This window comes from Tissierella pigra (assembly GCF_009695605.1).
GTDB lineage: Bacteria > Bacillota > Clostridia > Tissierellales > Tissierellaceae > Tissierella > Tissierella pigra.
The window spans coordinates 16,329-34,900 of record NZ_VUNQ01000003.1 but is presented as its reverse complement, the minus strand read 5'-3'; the positions used below and the strand labels follow the sequence as shown (position 1 = coordinate 34,900).

16 protein-coding genes are annotated in these 18,572 nt (G+C 30.9%); 12 read left to right on the top strand and 4 right to left on the bottom strand.

Going from position 1 to position 18,572, the window contains the following annotated elements; translation table 11 throughout:
• Positions 1–3: 3 nt before the first annotated feature.
• From ligA to hemL, 7 genes are all read left to right on the top strand, one after another.
• Positions 4–1,995, top strand: a complete 1,992-nt coding sequence (gene ligA / locus FYJ83_RS02270) for an NAD-dependent DNA ligase LigA (RefSeq protein WP_216585511.1) — start codon at positions 4–6, stop codon at positions 1,993–1,995.
• 180 nt (positions 1,996–2,175) lie between these two features.
• Positions 2,176–3,408, top strand: coding sequence for a glutamyl-tRNA reductase (gene hemA, locus FYJ83_RS02265; protein WP_154438690.1), 1,233 nt, complete (start codon positions 2,176–2,178; stop codon positions 3,406–3,408).
• Positions 3,409–3,417: 9 nt separating this feature from the next.
• Complete coding sequence (locus FYJ83_RS02260; protein WP_154438688.1) at positions 3,418–4,014, top strand: precorrin-2 dehydrogenase/sirohydrochlorin ferrochelatase family protein; 597 nt, start codon at positions 3,418–3,420, stop codon at positions 4,012–4,014.
• A gap of 22 nt (positions 4,015–4,036) precedes the next feature.
• Positions 4,037–4,945, top strand: coding sequence for a hydroxymethylbilane synthase (gene hemC, locus FYJ83_RS02255; protein WP_154438686.1), 909 nt, complete (start codon positions 4,037–4,039; stop codon positions 4,943–4,945).
• A complete protein-coding gene (gene cobA, locus FYJ83_RS02250) occupies positions 4,935–6,434 on the top strand; it encodes a uroporphyrinogen-III C-methyltransferase (protein ID WP_154438684.1) in 1,500 nt (499 codons plus the stop codon). Before hemC ends, cobA begins: the two co-directional genes overlap by 11 nt.
• Before the next feature lie 4 nt (positions 6,435–6,438).
• A complete protein-coding gene (gene hemB / locus FYJ83_RS02245; RefSeq protein WP_216585510.1) occupies positions 6,439–7,398 on the top strand; it encodes a porphobilinogen synthase in 960 nt (319 codons plus the stop codon).
• Positions 7,399–7,418: 20 nt separating this feature from the next.
• Positions 7,419–8,708, top strand: a complete 1,290-nt coding sequence (gene hemL / locus FYJ83_RS02240) for a glutamate-1-semialdehyde 2,1-aminomutase (protein ID WP_154438682.1) — start codon at positions 7,419–7,421, stop codon at positions 8,706–8,708.
• Positions 8,709–8,742: 34 nt separating this feature from the next.
• Here hemL and FYJ83_RS02235 read toward each other — a convergent pair whose 3' ends face one another.
• From FYJ83_RS02235 to FYJ83_RS02225, 3 genes are all read right to left on the bottom strand, one after another.
• Positions 8,743–9,777: a YeiH family protein gene (locus FYJ83_RS02235; RefSeq protein WP_154438680.1), complete on the bottom strand. Its 1,035-nt coding sequence runs from the start codon at positions 9,775–9,777 to the stop codon at positions 8,743–8,745.
• A 111-nt stretch (positions 9,778–9,888) separates the two neighbouring features.
• Positions 9,889–10,842 (bottom strand): (4Fe-4S)-binding protein, encoded by a 954-nt coding sequence (locus FYJ83_RS02230; protein ID WP_154438678.1) that lies wholly within the window; start codon positions 10,840–10,842, stop codon positions 9,889–9,891.
• A 25-nt stretch (positions 10,843–10,867) separates the two neighbouring features.
• Positions 10,868–12,487, bottom strand: a complete 1,620-nt coding sequence (locus FYJ83_RS02225) for an FAD-dependent oxidoreductase (protein WP_154438676.1) — start codon at positions 12,485–12,487, stop codon at positions 10,868–10,870.
• 156 nt (positions 12,488–12,643) lie between these two features.
• On the opposite strand from FYJ83_RS02225, the gene FYJ83_RS02220 reads away from it, so the two are divergent.
• The 5 genes from FYJ83_RS02220 (at position 12,644) to FYJ83_RS02200 (ending at position 18,265) form a co-directional block, all read left to right on the top strand.
• The gene (locus tag FYJ83_RS02220; protein ID WP_154438674.1) at positions 12,644–13,591 is read left to right on the top strand and encodes a LysR family transcriptional regulator; all 948 of its coding nucleotides are present in this window, start codon (positions 12,644–12,646) and stop codon (positions 13,589–13,591) included.
• 103 nt (positions 13,592–13,694) lie between these two features.
• Positions 13,695–13,979, top strand: a complete 285-nt coding sequence (gatC, locus tag FYJ83_RS02215; RefSeq protein ID WP_154438655.1) for an Asp-tRNA(Asn)/Glu-tRNA(Gln) amidotransferase subunit GatC — start codon at positions 13,695–13,697, stop codon at positions 13,977–13,979.
• A 14-nt stretch (positions 13,980–13,993) separates the two neighbouring features.
• Positions 13,994–15,457, top strand: a complete 1,464-nt coding sequence (gatA, locus tag FYJ83_RS02210; protein ID WP_154438653.1) for an Asp-tRNA(Asn)/Glu-tRNA(Gln) amidotransferase subunit GatA — start codon at positions 13,994–13,996, stop codon at positions 15,455–15,457.
• Positions 15,447–16,877, top strand: a complete 1,431-nt coding sequence (gatB, locus tag FYJ83_RS02205) for an Asp-tRNA(Asn)/Glu-tRNA(Gln) amidotransferase subunit GatB (protein WP_154438651.1) — start codon at positions 15,447–15,449, stop codon at positions 16,875–16,877. Before gatA ends, gatB begins: the two co-directional genes overlap by 11 nt.
• A gap of 134 nt (positions 16,878–17,011) precedes the next feature.
• A complete protein-coding gene (locus tag FYJ83_RS02200) occupies positions 17,012–18,265 on the top strand; it encodes a dicarboxylate/amino acid:cation symporter (RefSeq protein ID WP_154438649.1) in 1,254 nt (417 codons plus the stop codon).
• Positions 18,266–18,338: 73 nt separating this feature from the next.
• Here the strand turns inward: FYJ83_RS02200 and FYJ83_RS02195 are convergent, their stop codons facing one another.
• Complete coding sequence (locus tag FYJ83_RS02195; RefSeq protein ID WP_154438647.1) at positions 18,339–18,476, bottom strand: hydroxymyristoyl-ACP dehydratase; 138 nt, start codon at positions 18,474–18,476, stop codon at positions 18,339–18,341.
• Between the last annotated feature and the right edge of the window lie 96 nt (positions 18,477–18,572).

Below are 18,572 nucleotides of genomic sequence, written 5' to 3'. Positions count from 1 at the left end.
TTTGTGAATGAAGAAAAAAGAATAGATGAACTTATTGAAATAATAGATGATTTGAATTATCACTATTATACATTAGATGAACCTAGAGTAAGTGATAAGGAATATGATTTATTATATGATGAATTAGTCCATTTAGAGAAAATAACAGGAATAGTCCATTCCTATTCTCCAACTCAAAGAGTCGGTGGAGATATAGTAGATAAATTTGAAAAACATATTCACTTAGGTAGGTTATGGAGTTTAGACAAAAGCCAAAGTGTAGGAGAACTAATTAATTGGGATAATAGGGTCAGAAAATTAATAGAAGATTATAATAGAGAAAATGTAGATAAATTGCCAGAGCCAAAATATATAATTGAATATAAATTTGATGGACTGACTATAAATCTTACCTATAGAGATGGATTTCTTGTACAAGGTGCTACTAGAGGTAATGGAGTGGTTGGAGAGGCTATTTTACCTCAACTTAAAACTATAAAATCTATTCCAATAAAGATAGATTTCAAAGGAACTATGGAAGTACATGGAGAAGGGTTAATGCCATTATCTGCATTGGAGAAATATAATAGAACGGCAACTGAGCCTTTAAAGAATGCTAGAAATGCAGCAGCGGGAGCTTTACGAAACTTGGATTCAAAGGTAACAGCAGAAAGAAATCTTACAGCTTATTTTTATAATATTGCATATATAGAAGGAAAGACTTTTCAAAAGCATATGGAAATATTGGAATTTCTAAAAGAAAATAGGTTCCCTGTATTTCCATATGCTAAAGAATTTGATTCCATAGATGGAGTAATTGAAGAAATAGAAATTATAAAAGAAGAAAGGCACAACTTAGACCTTTTGACAGATGGATTAGTTATAAAAATAGATGATATAAGAACTAGAGAAGTCTTAGGTTTTACCAATAAGTTCCCTAGATGGGCAATGGCATATAAATTTGAGGCAGAAGAAACAACTACAAAACTTCTAAAAGTAGTATGGAATGTGGGAAGAACATCTAAGGTAACACCTACAGCCTTACTGGAACCAGTGGATATTGGTGGTGTTACAGTTAGAAGAGCTACATTAAATAACTATGATGATATTTTGCGAAAGGGGGTTAGGGTAAATTCAAAGGTTCTTATTAGAAGGTCCAATGATGTTATTCCAGAAATACTTGGAACTTTAGAAACTGATGAAGAGACCTTTGAAATAGAAAAACCAACTCATTGCCCAGCTTGTAACTCTGAGTTAATACAGAATGGAGTTCATATATTCTGTCCAAACTCACTTTCTTGTAAGCCTCAATTAGTATCTAGATTAGTTCACTTTGCAAGTCGAGATGCTATGAATATAGAAGGATTTAGTGAAAAAACGGCAGAAAAGCTATTGGATGAATTAAATATAGTGGATTTGCCAGAGATATATGAAGTAAAATATGAAGACTTGATTAATTTAGAAGGATTTAAGGAAAAGAAAACAAACAATTTATTAGAGGCAATAGAAAGATCAAAACATATAGATTTAGGTTCTTTTATATATGCTTTAGGAATAAATAACGTTGGAATAAAGACAGCAAACGATTTAGCAAACCATTTTAAATCTTTAAATAACCTTAAAAATGCAAGCCATGAAGAATTAATAACAGTAGGAGAAGTTGGGGAAATCATTGCCAATAGTATATTGGAATTTTTTCATGATGATAGGATACTGGAAAGTCTTGATAAACTATTGTCTGAAGGAGTAAATCCATATTTTGAAGAAGTAGAAAAAGAAAAATCTATATTTACAGATAAAACTGTAGTGATTACAGGAACCATAGAAGGAATTAGCAGAAATGAGATAAAGGATATGGTAGAGAAAATGGGTGGTAAAGTAACAGGCTCTGTTAGTAAAAAAACTGACTATGTAATTGTAGGAGAAGACCCAGGGTCGAAGTATGATAAAGCTGTGGAACTAGGAATTCAAATAGTTAGAGTTAGTAATGGAGAGTTTATAGTTCAAAACCAATAAAAAATGTATAATTCAAGACCTTCATATCAGCTCATGAAGGTCTTGTGCATTATTATATATATCAATGATAGATATAACAATATACATTACATAAAGTCTTGTTAAATATTAGATTTTACAATATGATAGAATTAGAATAAAATTAAGAATAAAGGTAAATTCAAAGGTAGGAGGATGAGGATGGAAGTTGCAGTAATAGGAATAAATCATAATAATTCTCCAATACAAGTTAGGGAAGTATTTTCTTTTACTGAGTCTATGAAAATCGAAGGAGCAGATTTAATACTAGATAAATCTAGTAAAGAATTAATAATTATTTCTACTTGTAATAGAAGTGAAATATATATAGCCAGTGAAGATATAGAAAACTCCGTTAAAGAAGTAATAGAGTTTTATAAGGAATTTTTCAATTCTCCTAAGGCTGAAGACTATATATTTGTCAAAAATGGAAAGGAAGCAGTTATTCATTTATATATGGTATCAGCAGGACTAGATTCTATGATACTAGGTGAAGATCAGATATTAGGGCAAATAAGAGATGCTATGAATTTTTCCATGGAACTGGGATTTAGTAAAAAGGTCTTAAACAGATTATTTATGGATGCAATATGTGAAGGGAAGAAAATAAGGAATCTTTTAAAGATATCTGAAATACCCTTATCAACTAGCTATATAGGTATAAATCTTTTGAAAAAAGAAATAGGTTCTTTAAAAGATAAAAAAGCTCTTGTAATAGGTACAGGAAAAATGAGTACATTGGCAATTAGATACTTATATGAGGAAGATTTGAAAGAGATTTATTTAACTAATAGAACCTATGAAAAGATGAAGGAAATATTTAAGGAATTTAATAATTTAATAGCAATAAAATATGAAGAGAGATATGAAGTAATAGAAGATGTAGATATTTTAATTACAGCAACTTCTGCACCTCATACTATTATAATGAAAGAACATATGAAAAAGAGAAATAAAAAAATATATATATTAGATTTAGCCCTTCCCAGAGATGTAGACTCCGCAGTTGGAGAAGATGAAAATATAATATTATATCACAATGATGATTTACAAAGAGTATCAGAAATGAACTTATTAAGAAGAAAAAGACTTTCAGAACAGGCTATAGAAATTATTAATTCTGATGTGGATAAGTATATGGAGTGGATAAATACCATAAATGTAGACCCCATTATAGAATCTTTAAATAATAGATGTAACTCCATAAAGGAAGAAACTATGAACTATATTAATCGGAAGGTAGATTTAAATAAGAGAGATCAAAAAATAGTAGATAAAATGGTTATGTCTGCTTTAAAAAAGATCATAAGAGAACCTATAAAAGCTTTAAAACAAATAAACAATGAAGATTCAGAAGAATATATAGAAGTAATGAAAAAAATCTTTGAAATATAGAGGTGATCTATGTTTTATCCAATAATGTTAAAAATTGAAAATAAGTTAATTGTTGTAGTAGGTGGTGGACAAGTAGCCCATAGGAAAGTAAAAAAACTTTTAGAATTTGGTGGAACTGTAAGAGTGGTAAGTCCTAAGATTATTGATGAATTTAAAGATCTACAGAAAGAATATAAAGAAAACATTGAATTTATATATGATATTTATAATAAAAAATATATTAAAGATAGCCATTTAGTAATAGGTGCCACATCTTCTAGAAATATAAATGAGGAAATAGCAAGGGATTGTAATAGTTTAAATATATTAGTTAATATAGTAGATAGCAAAGATGATTCCGACTTTATTACACCATCTATTATAAATAATGATAATTTAACGATTTCTATTTCCACCTTAGGCAGCTTTCCTTACTTGAGTAAAAAAATCAGAATAGATATGGAAAAAAAATATAAGAAATTTGACAAGGAGTATATGATTATCTTAGAAGAAATACGTAGGATAACTTTAGATAATTATTCACATAAAACAAAAGAAATTATGGACAAGGCTTTAGAATTAGATATTGTTGATTTAAAAGAGTTTTTAAAGGAATTAGAAAAATAGAACCATAAGGAGCACTGATAATATGAAAATAATAGTAGGAAGTAGAGGAAGTAACCTTGCCCTAACACAGACAAATATGGTTATAGATAGTATAAAAAAAGTTCATCCAGAAATAGAATTTGAAGTTAAAGTAATAAAAACAAAGGGTGATATACTGAAGGATATACCCATAGATAAATTAGGTGGAAAGGAAATATTTATAAAGGAAATAGAAAAAGAATTATTAGATAATACAATTCATATGGCAATTCATAGTATGAAAGATATGCCAGGAGAACTTCCAAAGGGACTAAAGTTATCCTTTTCTCCAATAAGAGAGGATTATAGAGATGTATTAGTTCTGAGACAAGGACTTAAAAGCATAGATGATATACCACAGAATGGAAAAATAGGAACAGGAAGTAAAAGAAGAAAATACCAAATCTTAAAACATAGAGAAGATTTAGAAGTAGTAGGAATAAGGGGAAATATAGAAACTAGAATAAGTAAAATATATACAGAAAACTTAGATGGAGTAATATTAGCAGCAGCAGGAATTCATAGACTAGGTCTAGAACTAGGTGAAAATATGGTTTACTTAGATAAAGATATAGTTTTACCATCTCCTACTCAAGGAATTCTAGCCATTGAAATTAGGGAAGATAATCATGAATTAGAAGAAATTCTAAAAAGTATAGCCCATGAAGAAACGGGAATACAAAGTAAAGTTGAAAGAGTTTTTCTTAAAGCAGTAGGAGGAAGTTGTAATGTGCCAGTAGGAGCATATTGTGAAGTTAAAGAGGGAAAAATTCGTTTAGAAGGTTTATTAGGTACAGTAAATGGAGAAAAGTTAGTAAGAAGATACATAGAAGGGGATATAGACCAAGGAGAAGCTTTAGGGGAATCTTTAGCTAAGGAAATATTAAAAGAGGTGAATATAATTGAAGGGTAAAGTTTACCTAATAGGAGCAGGGCCAGGAGATCCAGATTTAATCACACTAAAAGGGTTATCTTACTTAGAAAAAGCAGATGTAGTAGTTTATGACAGATTAGCTAGTCCAAAGCTTTTAGATCATATTAAAAGAGACGCTAAACTTATATATGTGGGAAAAGCTTCAAAGAATCATATAAAGACTCAAGATGAAATAAATGAAATAATCTATCAAGAGGCAAAAGATGGAAATCTAGTGGTAAGACTTAAAGGTGGCGACCCCTATGTATTTGGAAGAGGGGGAGAAGAAGGCATATACCTTTATGATAGAGGAATAGAGTTTGAGGTAGTACCTGGTGTTACTTCTGCCATAGGTGGACTTTGTTATGCAGGTATACCTATTACCCATAGGGACATAGCTACATCTTTTCATGTAATTACAGGGCATTTAAAGGATGAAGAAGAGGAACTTGACTGGAAATCCTTGTCGGCTTTAAAAGGAACTCTAGTATTTTTAATGGGGGTTTCAAATTTAAAGAATATATCTGAAAACTTAATGAAAAATGGAAAGTCTAAAGACACACCAACTGCAATTATAAACTGGGGGACTACTTCAAATCAAAAAACTGTTATAGGAAGATTATCTAATATATATGATAAAGCTATAGAAGAAAACATTAAGCCACCAAGTCTAATTGTAGTAGGCGATGTAGTAGGATTAAGAGAAAAGTTGAATTTCTTTGAAAACAAGCCTTTATTGGGAAAAAACATAGTAATTACTAGGGAAAAATCTCATGCCAGTGAAACCATAAATAAGATAGAAGAACTAGGTGGAAATGTAATTTCTTTTCCAACTATAAAAGTAGAGAAAATAAGCCCAAATGAAGAATTAGATAAATCCATAATAAACATAACAAATTATTCTTACTTAATATTTACAAGTGTTAATGGAGTTAACATATTCTTTCAAAGGTTTTTCCAGTTAGGAATGGATATAAGAACTTTAGCTAATATAAAAATAGCAGCCGTAGGTTCAAAAACAGCTGCAGCCATGGGCAAATATGGAATAAATCCAGAGATAGTTCCAAATGAATTTGTAGCAGAAGGTTTAATTGATGAATTAAGTAAAGTTTTATCTAAGGAAGATAATGTGCTGATTCCTAGAGCCAAAATAGGTAGAAATGAATTAATAGATGAACTTTCTCAAATAGCCACAATAAATGATTTGAAAATATACCATACTGTAAAAGATGAAGAAAATAAAGAGAAAATAATGGATATATTAAATGACCTAGACTCTTACTATTTATTATTTACATCATCATCTACCTTTACTAACTTTAGTGAAATACTTAAAGAAGATGTTGGTCCTGCTTTGGAAAAGGGTAAGATAATATCCATAGGGCCAATAACCACTAAAACCATTGAAGAAGCAGGTTATTCTGTATATAAACAAGCTAAAGAATATACTATAGATGGTATATTAGAACTCTTAATTAAGGAGAAGTGATAAAGTGAATAGAACTAGAAGATTAAGAAAAAATCCAACCATTAGAAGTATGGTAAGAGAAACAAAATTATCCATAGATGATTTTATATATCCTTTATTTATAGTAGAAGGGGAAAATGTGAAGAAAGAAATTTCTTCTATGAAGGGAGTATATCATTTTTCAGTAGACATGGTGTTAGATGAAGTAAAGGAAATTATAGACCTAGGAATAAAATCTATACTATTATTTGGAATACCAAATAATAAGGATGAAGTTGGTTCAGAGGCTTATAGTAATAATGGAATTGTTCAGAAAGCCATAAGAGAAATAAAGAAAAATTATCCAGAAATCTACATAGTAACAGACATATGTATGTGTGAATATACATCCCATGGGCATTGTGGTATATTAGAAGACTGTGGATGTGTAGATAATGATAAGACACTTCCATACTTAGGTCAAATAGCCTTAAGTCATGTAGTGGCAGGAGCAGATATGGTAGCACCTTCAGATATGATGGATGGAAGAATAGAATATATAAGAAAGACATTAGATGAAAATGGATATTCATCTATTCCAATATTGGCTTATAGTGCCAAATATGCTTCATCCTACTATGGACCATTTAGAGAAGCTGCAGACTCTGCTCCAAGCTTTGGAGATAGAAAGTCATATCAAATGGATCCAGCTAATTCTGATGAAGCACTAAGAGAAGTAATGTACGATATAGAAGAAGGTGCAGATATGGTAATGGTAAAACCTGCTCTTTCCTATCTTGATATAATAAGAAGAGTTAAAGATAATTTTAATATTCCTATTGTAGCTTATAATGTAAGTGGAGAATATTCTATGTTAAAAAATGCAGTAGATAATAATATTGTAGGAGAAGAAGTTTTAATAGAAACCTTAACTTCAATTAAAAGAGCAGGTGCAGATATTATTATTTCATATTTTGCTAAGGATGTGGCAAAGTACCTAAAATAATCTTGAAAGGAGTATACAAGTTGAAATTTGAAAAATCAAAGGATATATATGAAGAAGGATTAAAGTACATTCCGGGTGGAGTAAATAGTCCTGTTAGAGCTTTTAAGTCAGTAGATGCTGGACCTGTATTTATAAATAAGGGGTATGGAAATAGAATAGAAGATGAAGATGGAAATACTTATATAGATTATATTGGATCTTGGGGACCAGCAATTTTGGGACACTCAAATCCACAGTTAATAGAGGGAATAGAGGATATAATCAAGGATGGATTAAGTTTTGGACTTCCTACTAAAGTTGAAGTAGATATGGCAAAACTAATTGTAGAATCATATCCAGCAATAGATATGGTGAGAATGGTTAATTCAGGTACAGAGGCTACTATGAGTGCCATAAGAGTTGCCAGAGGTTTTACAGGAAAAAATAAAATAATAAAGTTTGAAGGCTGTTATCACGGACATAGTGATTCTCTACTTGTAAAGTCAGGTTCAGGAACTATAACCTATGGAGTACCTACAAGTTTAGGGGTACCTGAAGAAATTGTAAAAAATACTATAGTATGTAGATATAATGATTTAGAAGATATAAGAAAAACCTTTGAAGAACAAGGAGAAGATATAGCTGCCATAATAGTAGAGCCTGTGGCAGGTAATATGGGATTAGTTGCTGCTGAAAAGGAATTCTTAAATGGATTAAGAAAAATAACAAAAGAATATAGTTCTTTACTTATATTTGATGAAGTAATAACAGGATTTAGAATAGCCTATGGTGGAGCTAGTGAAGTATATGGCATAGATCCAGATATAGTTTGTTTTGGTAAAATAATAGGCGGAGGATTTCCAGTGGGAGCCTATGGTGGAAAAAGAGAAATAATGGAAATAGTATCTCCATTAGGAGGAGTGTATCAGGCAGGAACACTTTCAGGAAATCCTCTTGCAATGCACATGGGATATAAAAATATTAAGTATCTTCAGGATAATAAAGATATATATGAAAAAATGGAGAAAATGGCTATTAAGCTGGAAAAAGGAATAGCTGAAAATATAGAAAAGACTGGTGTAAAAGCCACTATAGTTAGATTTAAAAATATGCTTACATTATTCTTTGGAGAAGGACCATTTAAAAACTATGATGATGTACAAAGATGCGACACAAATATGTATGCTAAATACTTTAGAGAGATGCTAAATAGGGGGATAATGCTTCCACCAGCTCAGTTTGAATGTATGTTTTTATCTACAGCATTTAATGATGAAGATTTAGATTATACAATTAAGGCAAACCTTGAATCATTAGAAAAAATAAAATAAAAACTCTGGGCTCTATGTCCCAGAGTTTTTATAATTATCCTATATAGTTAGCAAATATTGTAATAAACAATAATGTAGATATGGCTACAGCCGCCCATGTACATCCCCCTAGTATAATAGGCTTAGTCCCTTTTGTAAAAAGGTCTTTAAAATGAATTTTAAATCCAACACCGGCTAAAGCGGCAGTAATTAAAAACTTATAACCTTTTTTAAAGAACTTAGCAGAGCCTGGAACAAGATCAAATAATCCCAAAGTATTTAAAACAGCCATACCTAAAAAAATAACTATAAACCATGGAAAAACTTTCATAACAGTTTGACCTATAGATATTTGTTCTCCACTATCCTTATTTGCCTTAGATTCGTTTCTTACAGTTAAAATTGTAGCAACTATTGAAACAAGAATTAACAAACTAGTTCTTGCAAGTTTTATAGTAATAGCTAAACTTGAATCAAGATTATTTAAAACATTATAAGTTGCTTCAGCTGCAGCAACACTAGATGTGTCATTAATTGCGGCTCCTGCTAAGAAGCCAAATTGATTTGCAGTTAATCCTATGGCACCAGCTAAGTAAGGATAAACTAAAGCAGCTAAAATATCGAATAAAAATATTGCAGTCATTGCATAAGCTATTTCAGTTTCCTTAGCCTTAATAATTGAAGCAAGAGTTGCAATAGCAGTGCCACCACAGATACAGCTGCCACCACCGACTAAGGTACAAGTATTAGTAGATACATCTAACTTTTTACCTACAAAATAAGCTACGGAAAAAGATAGACAAATATTAAAAAGTAATAAAGGTAAGGCCTTAGCACCATATCCTAATACTTCTTTAAAATTAAGAGTAGCACCTGCTAAAATAATTCCCCAAGTTAAAAACTTCTTACCGGCAAAGGTTGTTCCAGATTTAAAATCTTTATCTATGGAAGGTATAATGTTTAAAATAAGCATACCAATAAATAATCCAATCATAGGAGCTCCGACTAAGTTTTGTAATCCTCCTAAATAAGTTGCTACAATAGCAATCAAAATACATAAAATTATAGCAGAAGTTTTTTTACTATTCATATTTACATCTCCTTTTAAGTAGTGTTAAAAAATAGACAAATAAGAATAAAAATAAAATTATTATCCAAAGGAAAATCTAATTTAAATTTTCCTTTGGATATTTTCAGTTAATTAGCAAGTAGCTCCGCCAACTAAGTGAAGTTCAGAATCTAAAATCTCATCTTTTCTGTCCAGAAGGTCATTTGATAATAATTGCTGTTGAACATTTTCAAAACCAATTCTTTCTATGGTTTGAGATAGACGTTCCCCAGTTTCACCTTGTTCTCTAAATAAAAGTATGGTTTTTTCGATTATATCCATAACTTCCTCTTCAGTTGTAAATATTTTATCTAGTGGAATACCATGGTTAACAAGTTTACCCCATCTACCACCTATATATATTTTATATCCAACTTGCCCATCAGGAATAGCATCAAAGTGACATTTTCCTATACAACGACCACAGTTATTACAAGTTTCTTCATTTATGTGTAAAAGATCATCTTCAACTTTAGCAGAATCCATTGGACATACGTTTTCAACACCACAAACTCTACATCCATTACATAATTCACTGTCATAATTAGGTATCATTTGTCCAACAATTCCTAAGTCATTTAAACTAGGCTTCATACAGTTGTTTGGACATCCTCCTACGCCAATTTTAAATTTATGTGGTAATTTAACGCTTGAATATCCATTGAAAAATTTTTCGTGGATTTTTTCAGATAAATCAAAAGTATCAATTAAACCATATTGACAAGTAGTACCTTTACATGAGACTACTGGACGAACTTTTGAGCCAGTACCACCTGTTACAAGACCTTCTTTTGCAATATAATTTCTGAAATCCTCAATTTTGTCATATGGAATACCTTGACATTCAACTGTAAGTCTTGATGTAAATGTTACAATACCATTTCCATAAAGCTCTGCTGCTTCAGAAAGACATTTGTTTTGAGCAGCTGTAATTTTACCATTTACAGTAATGATTCTAGCTGAAAAGTTGTCAGTTCCCTTATTGACTAAAAAACCTAATGCTTTTACCTTCTTTTGATCTTCTGGACTAATTGTTAAACTTGCCATTTTTTGACCCCCTTATTTTATTTAATTATAATTTATTTACTATGGACCCACCTTCTAAAACTAAGGTATTGTTATATCCAAGATGTTTTAATTTATTTTGAAGCATATATGCTCTTTTACCTTTAGAACATACTAATAATAATTTGTCATCTTTATCATATTCTAGTAATTCCTTATCTACTTTATTTAAATCAATATAAGGATAACCTTTAAAAGATGGTTGAATAGAGGCATCAATTATTTTATATCCTTCAGGCCTATTAGTTGCGAATTCTAAAGGAGTAATAGTGTTAAAGTTGCCACTAATTTTATTAAGTAAAACATTTACAGTATGGGCAAAAGGATGTATAGCAGTAGAGAATGGAGGAGCATATGCTAAGTCCATATGTTCAATATCTTCTAATGTAGCATTTAAAGTCATTGCAGTTACAGCAATATCTATCATTTTATCTACAGCACCTTTACCTAAAACCTGTAATCCCAGCAGCTTCTTAGTATTTCTATCTGCTAACATTTTTACAATAAATACAGATGAATCTGGATAATAATGAGCTTTATCATCTACTACAGTTACAACACTTTCTACATCATAGCCTGCTGCCTTAGCTGCAGATTCTGTTAAACCAGTTCTACCTATATTAAGGTCTGGTAACTTAGCCACTCCAGTTCCTAAAACTCCACTATAGCTAATGGATTCTCCATTAATATTTTTAGCTGCAATGCGGCCAGCTATATTGGCAGTAGATCCCATTGGAGACCAAGCAGGTTCTTTTGTTACCCTATTTATTACACTGGCACAATCACCAAGGGCATAAATATTCTCAAAATTAGTTTGGAAATATTCATTTACTTTTATTGTTCTATTTGGCATTAATTCAATACCACTATCGCTTAAGAAAGCTGTATTAGCTCTAATTCCAATAGATAAAACAACTGCATCTGCCTTCATAGTTCTCTTATCAGTTTTAACCTTTTCTACTTTGCCTTCACCAATAATACTTTCTAATCTAGTACCTGTAAATACCATGATTCCATGTTCTGCCAAGTGGTCAGCAATGTATTCAATAAATTCAGGTTCAAATCCTGGAGGAACCATGTCAGCCATATCTATTACAGTAGTATTTATTCCTTTAAGTGATAAATTTTCGGCTACCTCTAAGCCTATGAATCCACCACCAACTACAACAACACGTTTGATTTCTTTAGAATCAAGGGCATCTCTTAAGGAAATCGCATCATCTGGAGTTCTCATGAAATAGACTCCATCTAAATCTACACCTTCTAAAGGCGGTTTAATTGGGTTAGCTCCAGTTGCAATAACTAATTTGTCATAATTATATGTAGAAGTTTCATTAGTTTTTAGATCCAATGCTTCCACAGTGTTTTCCTTTGGATTAACTTTAGTCACTTGAATTTCTGTTAAAACCTTAGCACCAGTTAATTCGGTGAAACTTTTTGGGGTATTAACTATTAATTCATCTCTACTAGGGATTACATCACCAACATAATATGGTAATCCACATCCAGCATAAGAAATATCTTTGCTTTCAGTTAATATTGTAACTTCGTGACTACGATTTTCTCTTTTTAGTTTAGCAGCCACCTTAGTACCAGCAGCTACTCCACCAATAATAAGAACTTTCATAACTTCACCCCTTTGTATTATTTTTAACATCAAATTACACTACTAATGTATCACTTGCACTTATATAAATAAAGTGATAAAATCTTATCATACATATAGGTAAATCCTATTAATATGAAATTTCAAAGAAGTTTCAATGGAAAAAGGAGAATCAAAATGGATATAAGACATTTGAAAGTATTTATAGAAGTTGCAGATAGTGGGAAAATGAGTACTGCGGCATCGAAACTTTTTATTTCTCAACCCACAGTAAGTCAAACCATTAGAGAACTTGAAGAATACTATAATGTTCTTTTATTTGAACGCCTATGTAAGAAACTGCATATAACCCATGAAGGAAAACTGCTACTTAGTTATGCAAAAGCAGCAGTTAAACAGTTTGATGATTTAGAAGCAAAGATGTCTACAATAAATGATATATATAAAATAAAAGTAGGAGCTACCATAACTGTAGGAAGTTGCCTTATATCAGATATTGTAAATAGTATTAAAGAAAAAAATTCAAATATAGAAACTTATGTATATGTGAATAATACAAAGGCAATAGAAGAAAAACTATTAAACTCAGAAATAGATATTGCTATTGTAGAGGGAGAAATTAATAATCCTAATTTAGTTTCACTTCCGGAAATAGATGATTATTTAGTTTTAGCATGTGGTCTAAATCATAAATTTAGCAGTAGAGAAGTAGTTGAACTACCTGAATTACTAGATTTAGATTTTGTAATGAGGGAAAAAGGTAGTGGGACAAGAAAACTTTTTGAGGATTATATGTATGAAAATGGATTTGATGTAAAGATAAAGTGGGAAACAAATTGTCCGGAAGCTATGAAAAATGCAATCTTAAAAAATGGATGTCTAGGTGCTATATCCATAAGACTAATAGAAAATGAAATAAAACAAAATCAGATTCGAGTATTTAAACATATAGAGCATGTATGGAATAGAAGTTTTAGTTTGGTATATCATAAGGATAAAATCATAGATGAAACTATGGACAGTGTTATAGAGGTAATTAAAGCCTATAAAAATGTAAAGGTCAAGGAAGATTATAAATTTGGTAAAGTAGTAAATACTTGCCTTAGCTTTAATATAGATGAATAAAAAAATACATATATAAAATCAAATGATATATTTAGCTATCATTTGATTTTTTTATATAATAAGTGGTAAAATAGTAAGGAAAGTCTAATGAGGAGGAATTAGAATGATTACTAGGGAACAGGTAGAACATATGGCTAATTTAGCTAAATTAAAATTCTCAGAAGAAGAAATTGATGGATTTACTCACAAGTTTTCTGAAGTTTTAAGTTATGTTGAGAAATTAAACGAAGTAAATACAGAAGGTGTAGAGCCTGCTTATGGAGTTAATAATCATATACAAGTATTAAGAGAAGATGTAGTACAAGAAGGATTATCTAGAGAAGAAGTTTTACAGAATATTAAAGAAAATCAATATGGATATTTTAAATTACTAAAAATAGTGGAATAAAAAGAGGTGATAAAATGGATATTACAAAATTATCAGCATTTGAAATGAGAAAAAAGATTTCTAAAAAAGAAATATCTAGTAAAGAATTAGTAACAGCTCATTTTAATAGGATTGAGGAAGTTGAGAAAAATATTAATGCTTTTATTACTTTAAATAAAGAAGAAGCACTAAAAACAGCAGAAAAGGTAGATGAGAAAATTAAAAATGGAGAACAGATAGGACTATTGGCAGGACTTCCCATAGGAGTTAAAGACAATATAGTGACAAAAGACCTTAGAACTACTTGTGGGTCTAAGATGTTAGAAAATTTCATACCACCATATGATGCAACAGTAGTTACTAGAATAAAGGAAGCTGATGGAATAATCATGGGAAAAACAAATATGGACGAATTTGCCATGGGTTCATCTACAGAAACATCATATTTTGGGCCAACTAAAAATCCTATAGATACAGAAAGAGTACCTGGAGGGTCCTCAGGAGGCTCAGCTGCTGCCGTAAAATCAGGAGAAGTGGCATTGGCTTTAGGAACAGATACAGGTGGTTCTATTAGACAACCTGCCTCTTATTGTGACGTTGTAGGTATAAAACCTAGTTATGGTATAGTGTCAAGATATGGTGCAGTTTCTATGGCTAATACACTAGACCAAGTAGGAGTATTTGGAAGAGATGTAAGAGATGCAGTATTTATGCTGTCTGCCATAACTGGATATGATAAGAAGGATTCCACTTCATTTAACAATCCAGAAGGAACTATAATATTTGGCAGTTTCCCAGAAGAAATAGATTATAAAGATTATTTAAAAGGAATGAAAATAGGACTTCCAAGGGAATTTACTTATGAGGGCATGGATCCTAGAATCAATGAAGAAATAACAAAATCAATAAAGATGTTTGAATCCTTAGGTGCAGAAATAGAAGAAATATCTTTACCTCATATAGAGTATGGACTAGCAGCTTACTATATTATATCTACATCAGAAATTAGCTCAAACTTAGCAAGATTTGACGGGGTTAAATATGGATATAGGGCAAAAGAATATAATACTTTAGATGAATTATATATAAATTCAAGAACAGAAGCCTTTGGTGAAGAAGTTAAAAGAAGAATAATGTTAGGAACTTATTCATTAAGTAGAGGATATGCAGATGACCATTATAAAAAAGCATTAAAAGTAAGAACACTTATAAAAAATGATTTTGATAAAGCTTTTAGCAAATACGATATAATTCTGTCTCCTACTTGTCCAGTTTTACCATTTAAACTAGGTGAAAAGGTAAACGACCCATTAGCTATGTATATGGGAGATTTATTTACAGTACCTGTAAATTTAGCAGGTCTTTGTTCCATGAGTATACCTTGTGGATATGTAGAAGGATTGCCTGTTGGATTACAAATAATTGGAAATAGACTTAAAGAAGCAAATATAATTAAAGCAGGTCTAGGATTTGAAGGAGGAGTAAAAAATGGCCTATAAAACTATAATCGGACTTGAAATCCATACTGAACTTATGACAAAGACAAAGATGTTTTGTAGTTGTACTAATGCCTTTGGTGGTGAAGCCAACACACATTGCTGTCCAGTTTGTATAGGATTACCTGGTGCTCTTCCAGTTATAAATAAAACAGCAATAGAATATGCCATAAGAGCAGGAATTGCACTTAATTGTAAAATAAATACTCATACTAGAATGGATAGAAAAAATTATTTTTATTCAGATTTAGTTAAAGGTTATCAAATTTCTCAAGATGACATACCTTTATGTGAAGGTGGACATATAGAAATAGAAACAGAAGAAGGAACTAAAAAGGTTCACCTAGAAAGAATCCATATAGAAGAAGATACAGGTAAACAAACTCATACAACAGAGGGAGACACTTTAATTGACTATAATAGAGCAGGTGTACCTCTTATAGAAATAGTTACAAAACCAGAAATGAATACACCAGAGGAAGCAAGACAATTCCTTGAAAATCTAAGATCAACTTTAAAGTATATTGAAGTTTCAGATTGTAAAATGGAAGAAGGTTCTCTTAGATGTGACGTAAATATAAATATAGTAGATAGTGAGACAGGAAATAAAACCAATATTACAGAAATAAAAAATTTAAACTCCTTTAGAGGTGCAGTAAAAGCTATGGAGTATGAGGAGAAAAGACATATAGAGCTTTTACAAAAAGGCGAAAACACAGTTAAGGAAACTAGAAGATGGGATGAAGTAAAAGGTGAAACCATATCCATGAGAGCAAAAGGCACAGTTGCAGACTATAGATATGCGCCAGACGGAGACTTTGCAGAAATAGTTTTAGAAGATTCATGGGTAGATGAAATAAAAAATAATCTTCCAGAGTTACCTCACCATAAGAAAGAAAGATTTATAAAAGACTATGACCTTTCAGAATATGATGCAGGAGTATTAACGGCATCTAAAGACTTAGCTACTTTCTTTGAAGAGACTATTAAATATATAGATGATTCAAAGTTAGTTAGCAACTGGATTATGGGAGATGTCCTAAGAAGATTAAAAGATGAAGAAATAGAAATACAAGACACTAAGCTTACACCAAAATCTTTGGGAGATTTAATAAAAATTGTGAAAGACGGAAAAATCAACAATAACACAGGTAAAAAAGTATTAAAGGAAATCTTTGACACAGGGAAAGAGCCAGAAACTATAATTAAAGAACAAGAATTAGTTCAAATAAGTGATGAAGGTGCTTTAAAGGAAATAGTATCAAAAGTCCTAGATGAAAATGAACAATCTATTATTGATTATAAAAATGGTAAAGATAGAGCCATAGGATTTTTAGTAGGACAAATAATGAAAGCATCAAAAGGCAAGGCAAATCCTCAAATGGTAAATAAAATGTTAATAGAGATGATAAATGAAAGATAGATGGAGTTTTCCATCTATTTTTTTATATCAAAGTTTATTCCGATAATTAAAACTTGAAAAAATATTCAGAATAAGATATTATTACTAATAATATCTATAATTTATATAGTATAAAATATTTTAGGGGGGATATTATGTCTAAGAAAAAAATAAGCCTTACATCAAAGGTACTTATAGGACTTTTACTTGGATTGATTACTGGAATTATAGTTTTTCAATTACCTAATGGAGTTGTTAAGGATAAAATTTTAATTGATGGAGTATTCCAATTAGTAGGTCAAATGTTTTTAAGAGCAATAATGATGCTTGTAGTTCCTTTAGTTTTCGTATCATTAGTAAATGGTGCTGCCAGTATGGGAGATGTGAAAAAACTAGGTAGAGTAGGTGTCAAAACCGTAGGATTTTATTTAACTACTACTGCATTAGCTGTGATTATAGCACTGATACTAGGTTTTTTCTTGAAACCTGGAGTGGGGTTAGATATGTCAGCCATAGAGACTGTAGATCCTATAATAAATGAAAAGGTACCACTTATTCAGATATTGTACGAAATGGTACCAAGAAATCCGATTGCTGCCATGGCTGAAGGAAATATGTTACAAATTATTGTATTTGCCATATTGACAGGAGTGGGATTATCTTTACTAGGTAAAAAAGCTGAATTACTGATAAAGTTATTTGATAACTTAAATGATCTTATAATGAAATTAGTAGAAATAGTAATGAAATTTGCACCAATAGGTGTATTTGGGCTTATAGCAAGGACATTTGCTACTGTAGGATATACAGGTTTACTGCCTTTAATTAAGTATATACTTACTGTATATCTAGGACTAATAATTCATATGTTCTTTATATATGGAGGTCTTCTAAAGGGATTGACAAACTTATCACCGATGAAGTTTTATAAGAAATTTTTTCCAGCTATGTCAGTGGCATTTTCAACAGCCAGTAGTAATGCTACAGTTCCAGTTTCTTTAGAAATAGCAGAGAAAGAATTGGGGATTTCAAAGAATATTGCATCTTTTACTATTCCATTGGGAGCAACTATTAACATGGATGGTACTGCCATAATGCAAGGTATAGCAGTGTTTTTCATAGCTCAAGTTTATGGATATGAATTAACTACTGGAATGATGCTTACAGTAATACTCACTGCTACATTGGCATCCATAGGTACAGCTGGAGTGCCTGGAGCTGGAACTATAATGCTTTCTATGGTATTGCAATCCATAGGATTGCCTTTAGAGGGAATTGGATTGATTATGGGTATAGACAGACTTGTAGATATGGGTAGAACAGTTACTAATATTACAGGTGATGCGGTTTGTACAGCAGTAATAGCAAAACAAGAAGGCGAACTTAATATGGAAGTTGCTAATTCATAGTATGAGATATTATTAAAATTAAAAGTACCAAAAGTTAAAGAATTGACTTTTGGTACTTTTAATTTTAGAGAGTCTACGATTTGTTTTTACTTTCCCTTTCAGTAAAATAAGGGCAATCAGGAGTAGGAGTGCTAGATTGTGGAATAACTGTTTTTAAATCACACAATCCATCTTTCTCATACAAACATTTTTCAGAACAAGGTATCATCAAAGCAAAAACCTCCCTTTCAGTCAATTATCTTTATTTTTTCCAAAACAAATTTAAATATTATTAAAATATAACCGTAAAATATTTTTTATTTTCAAA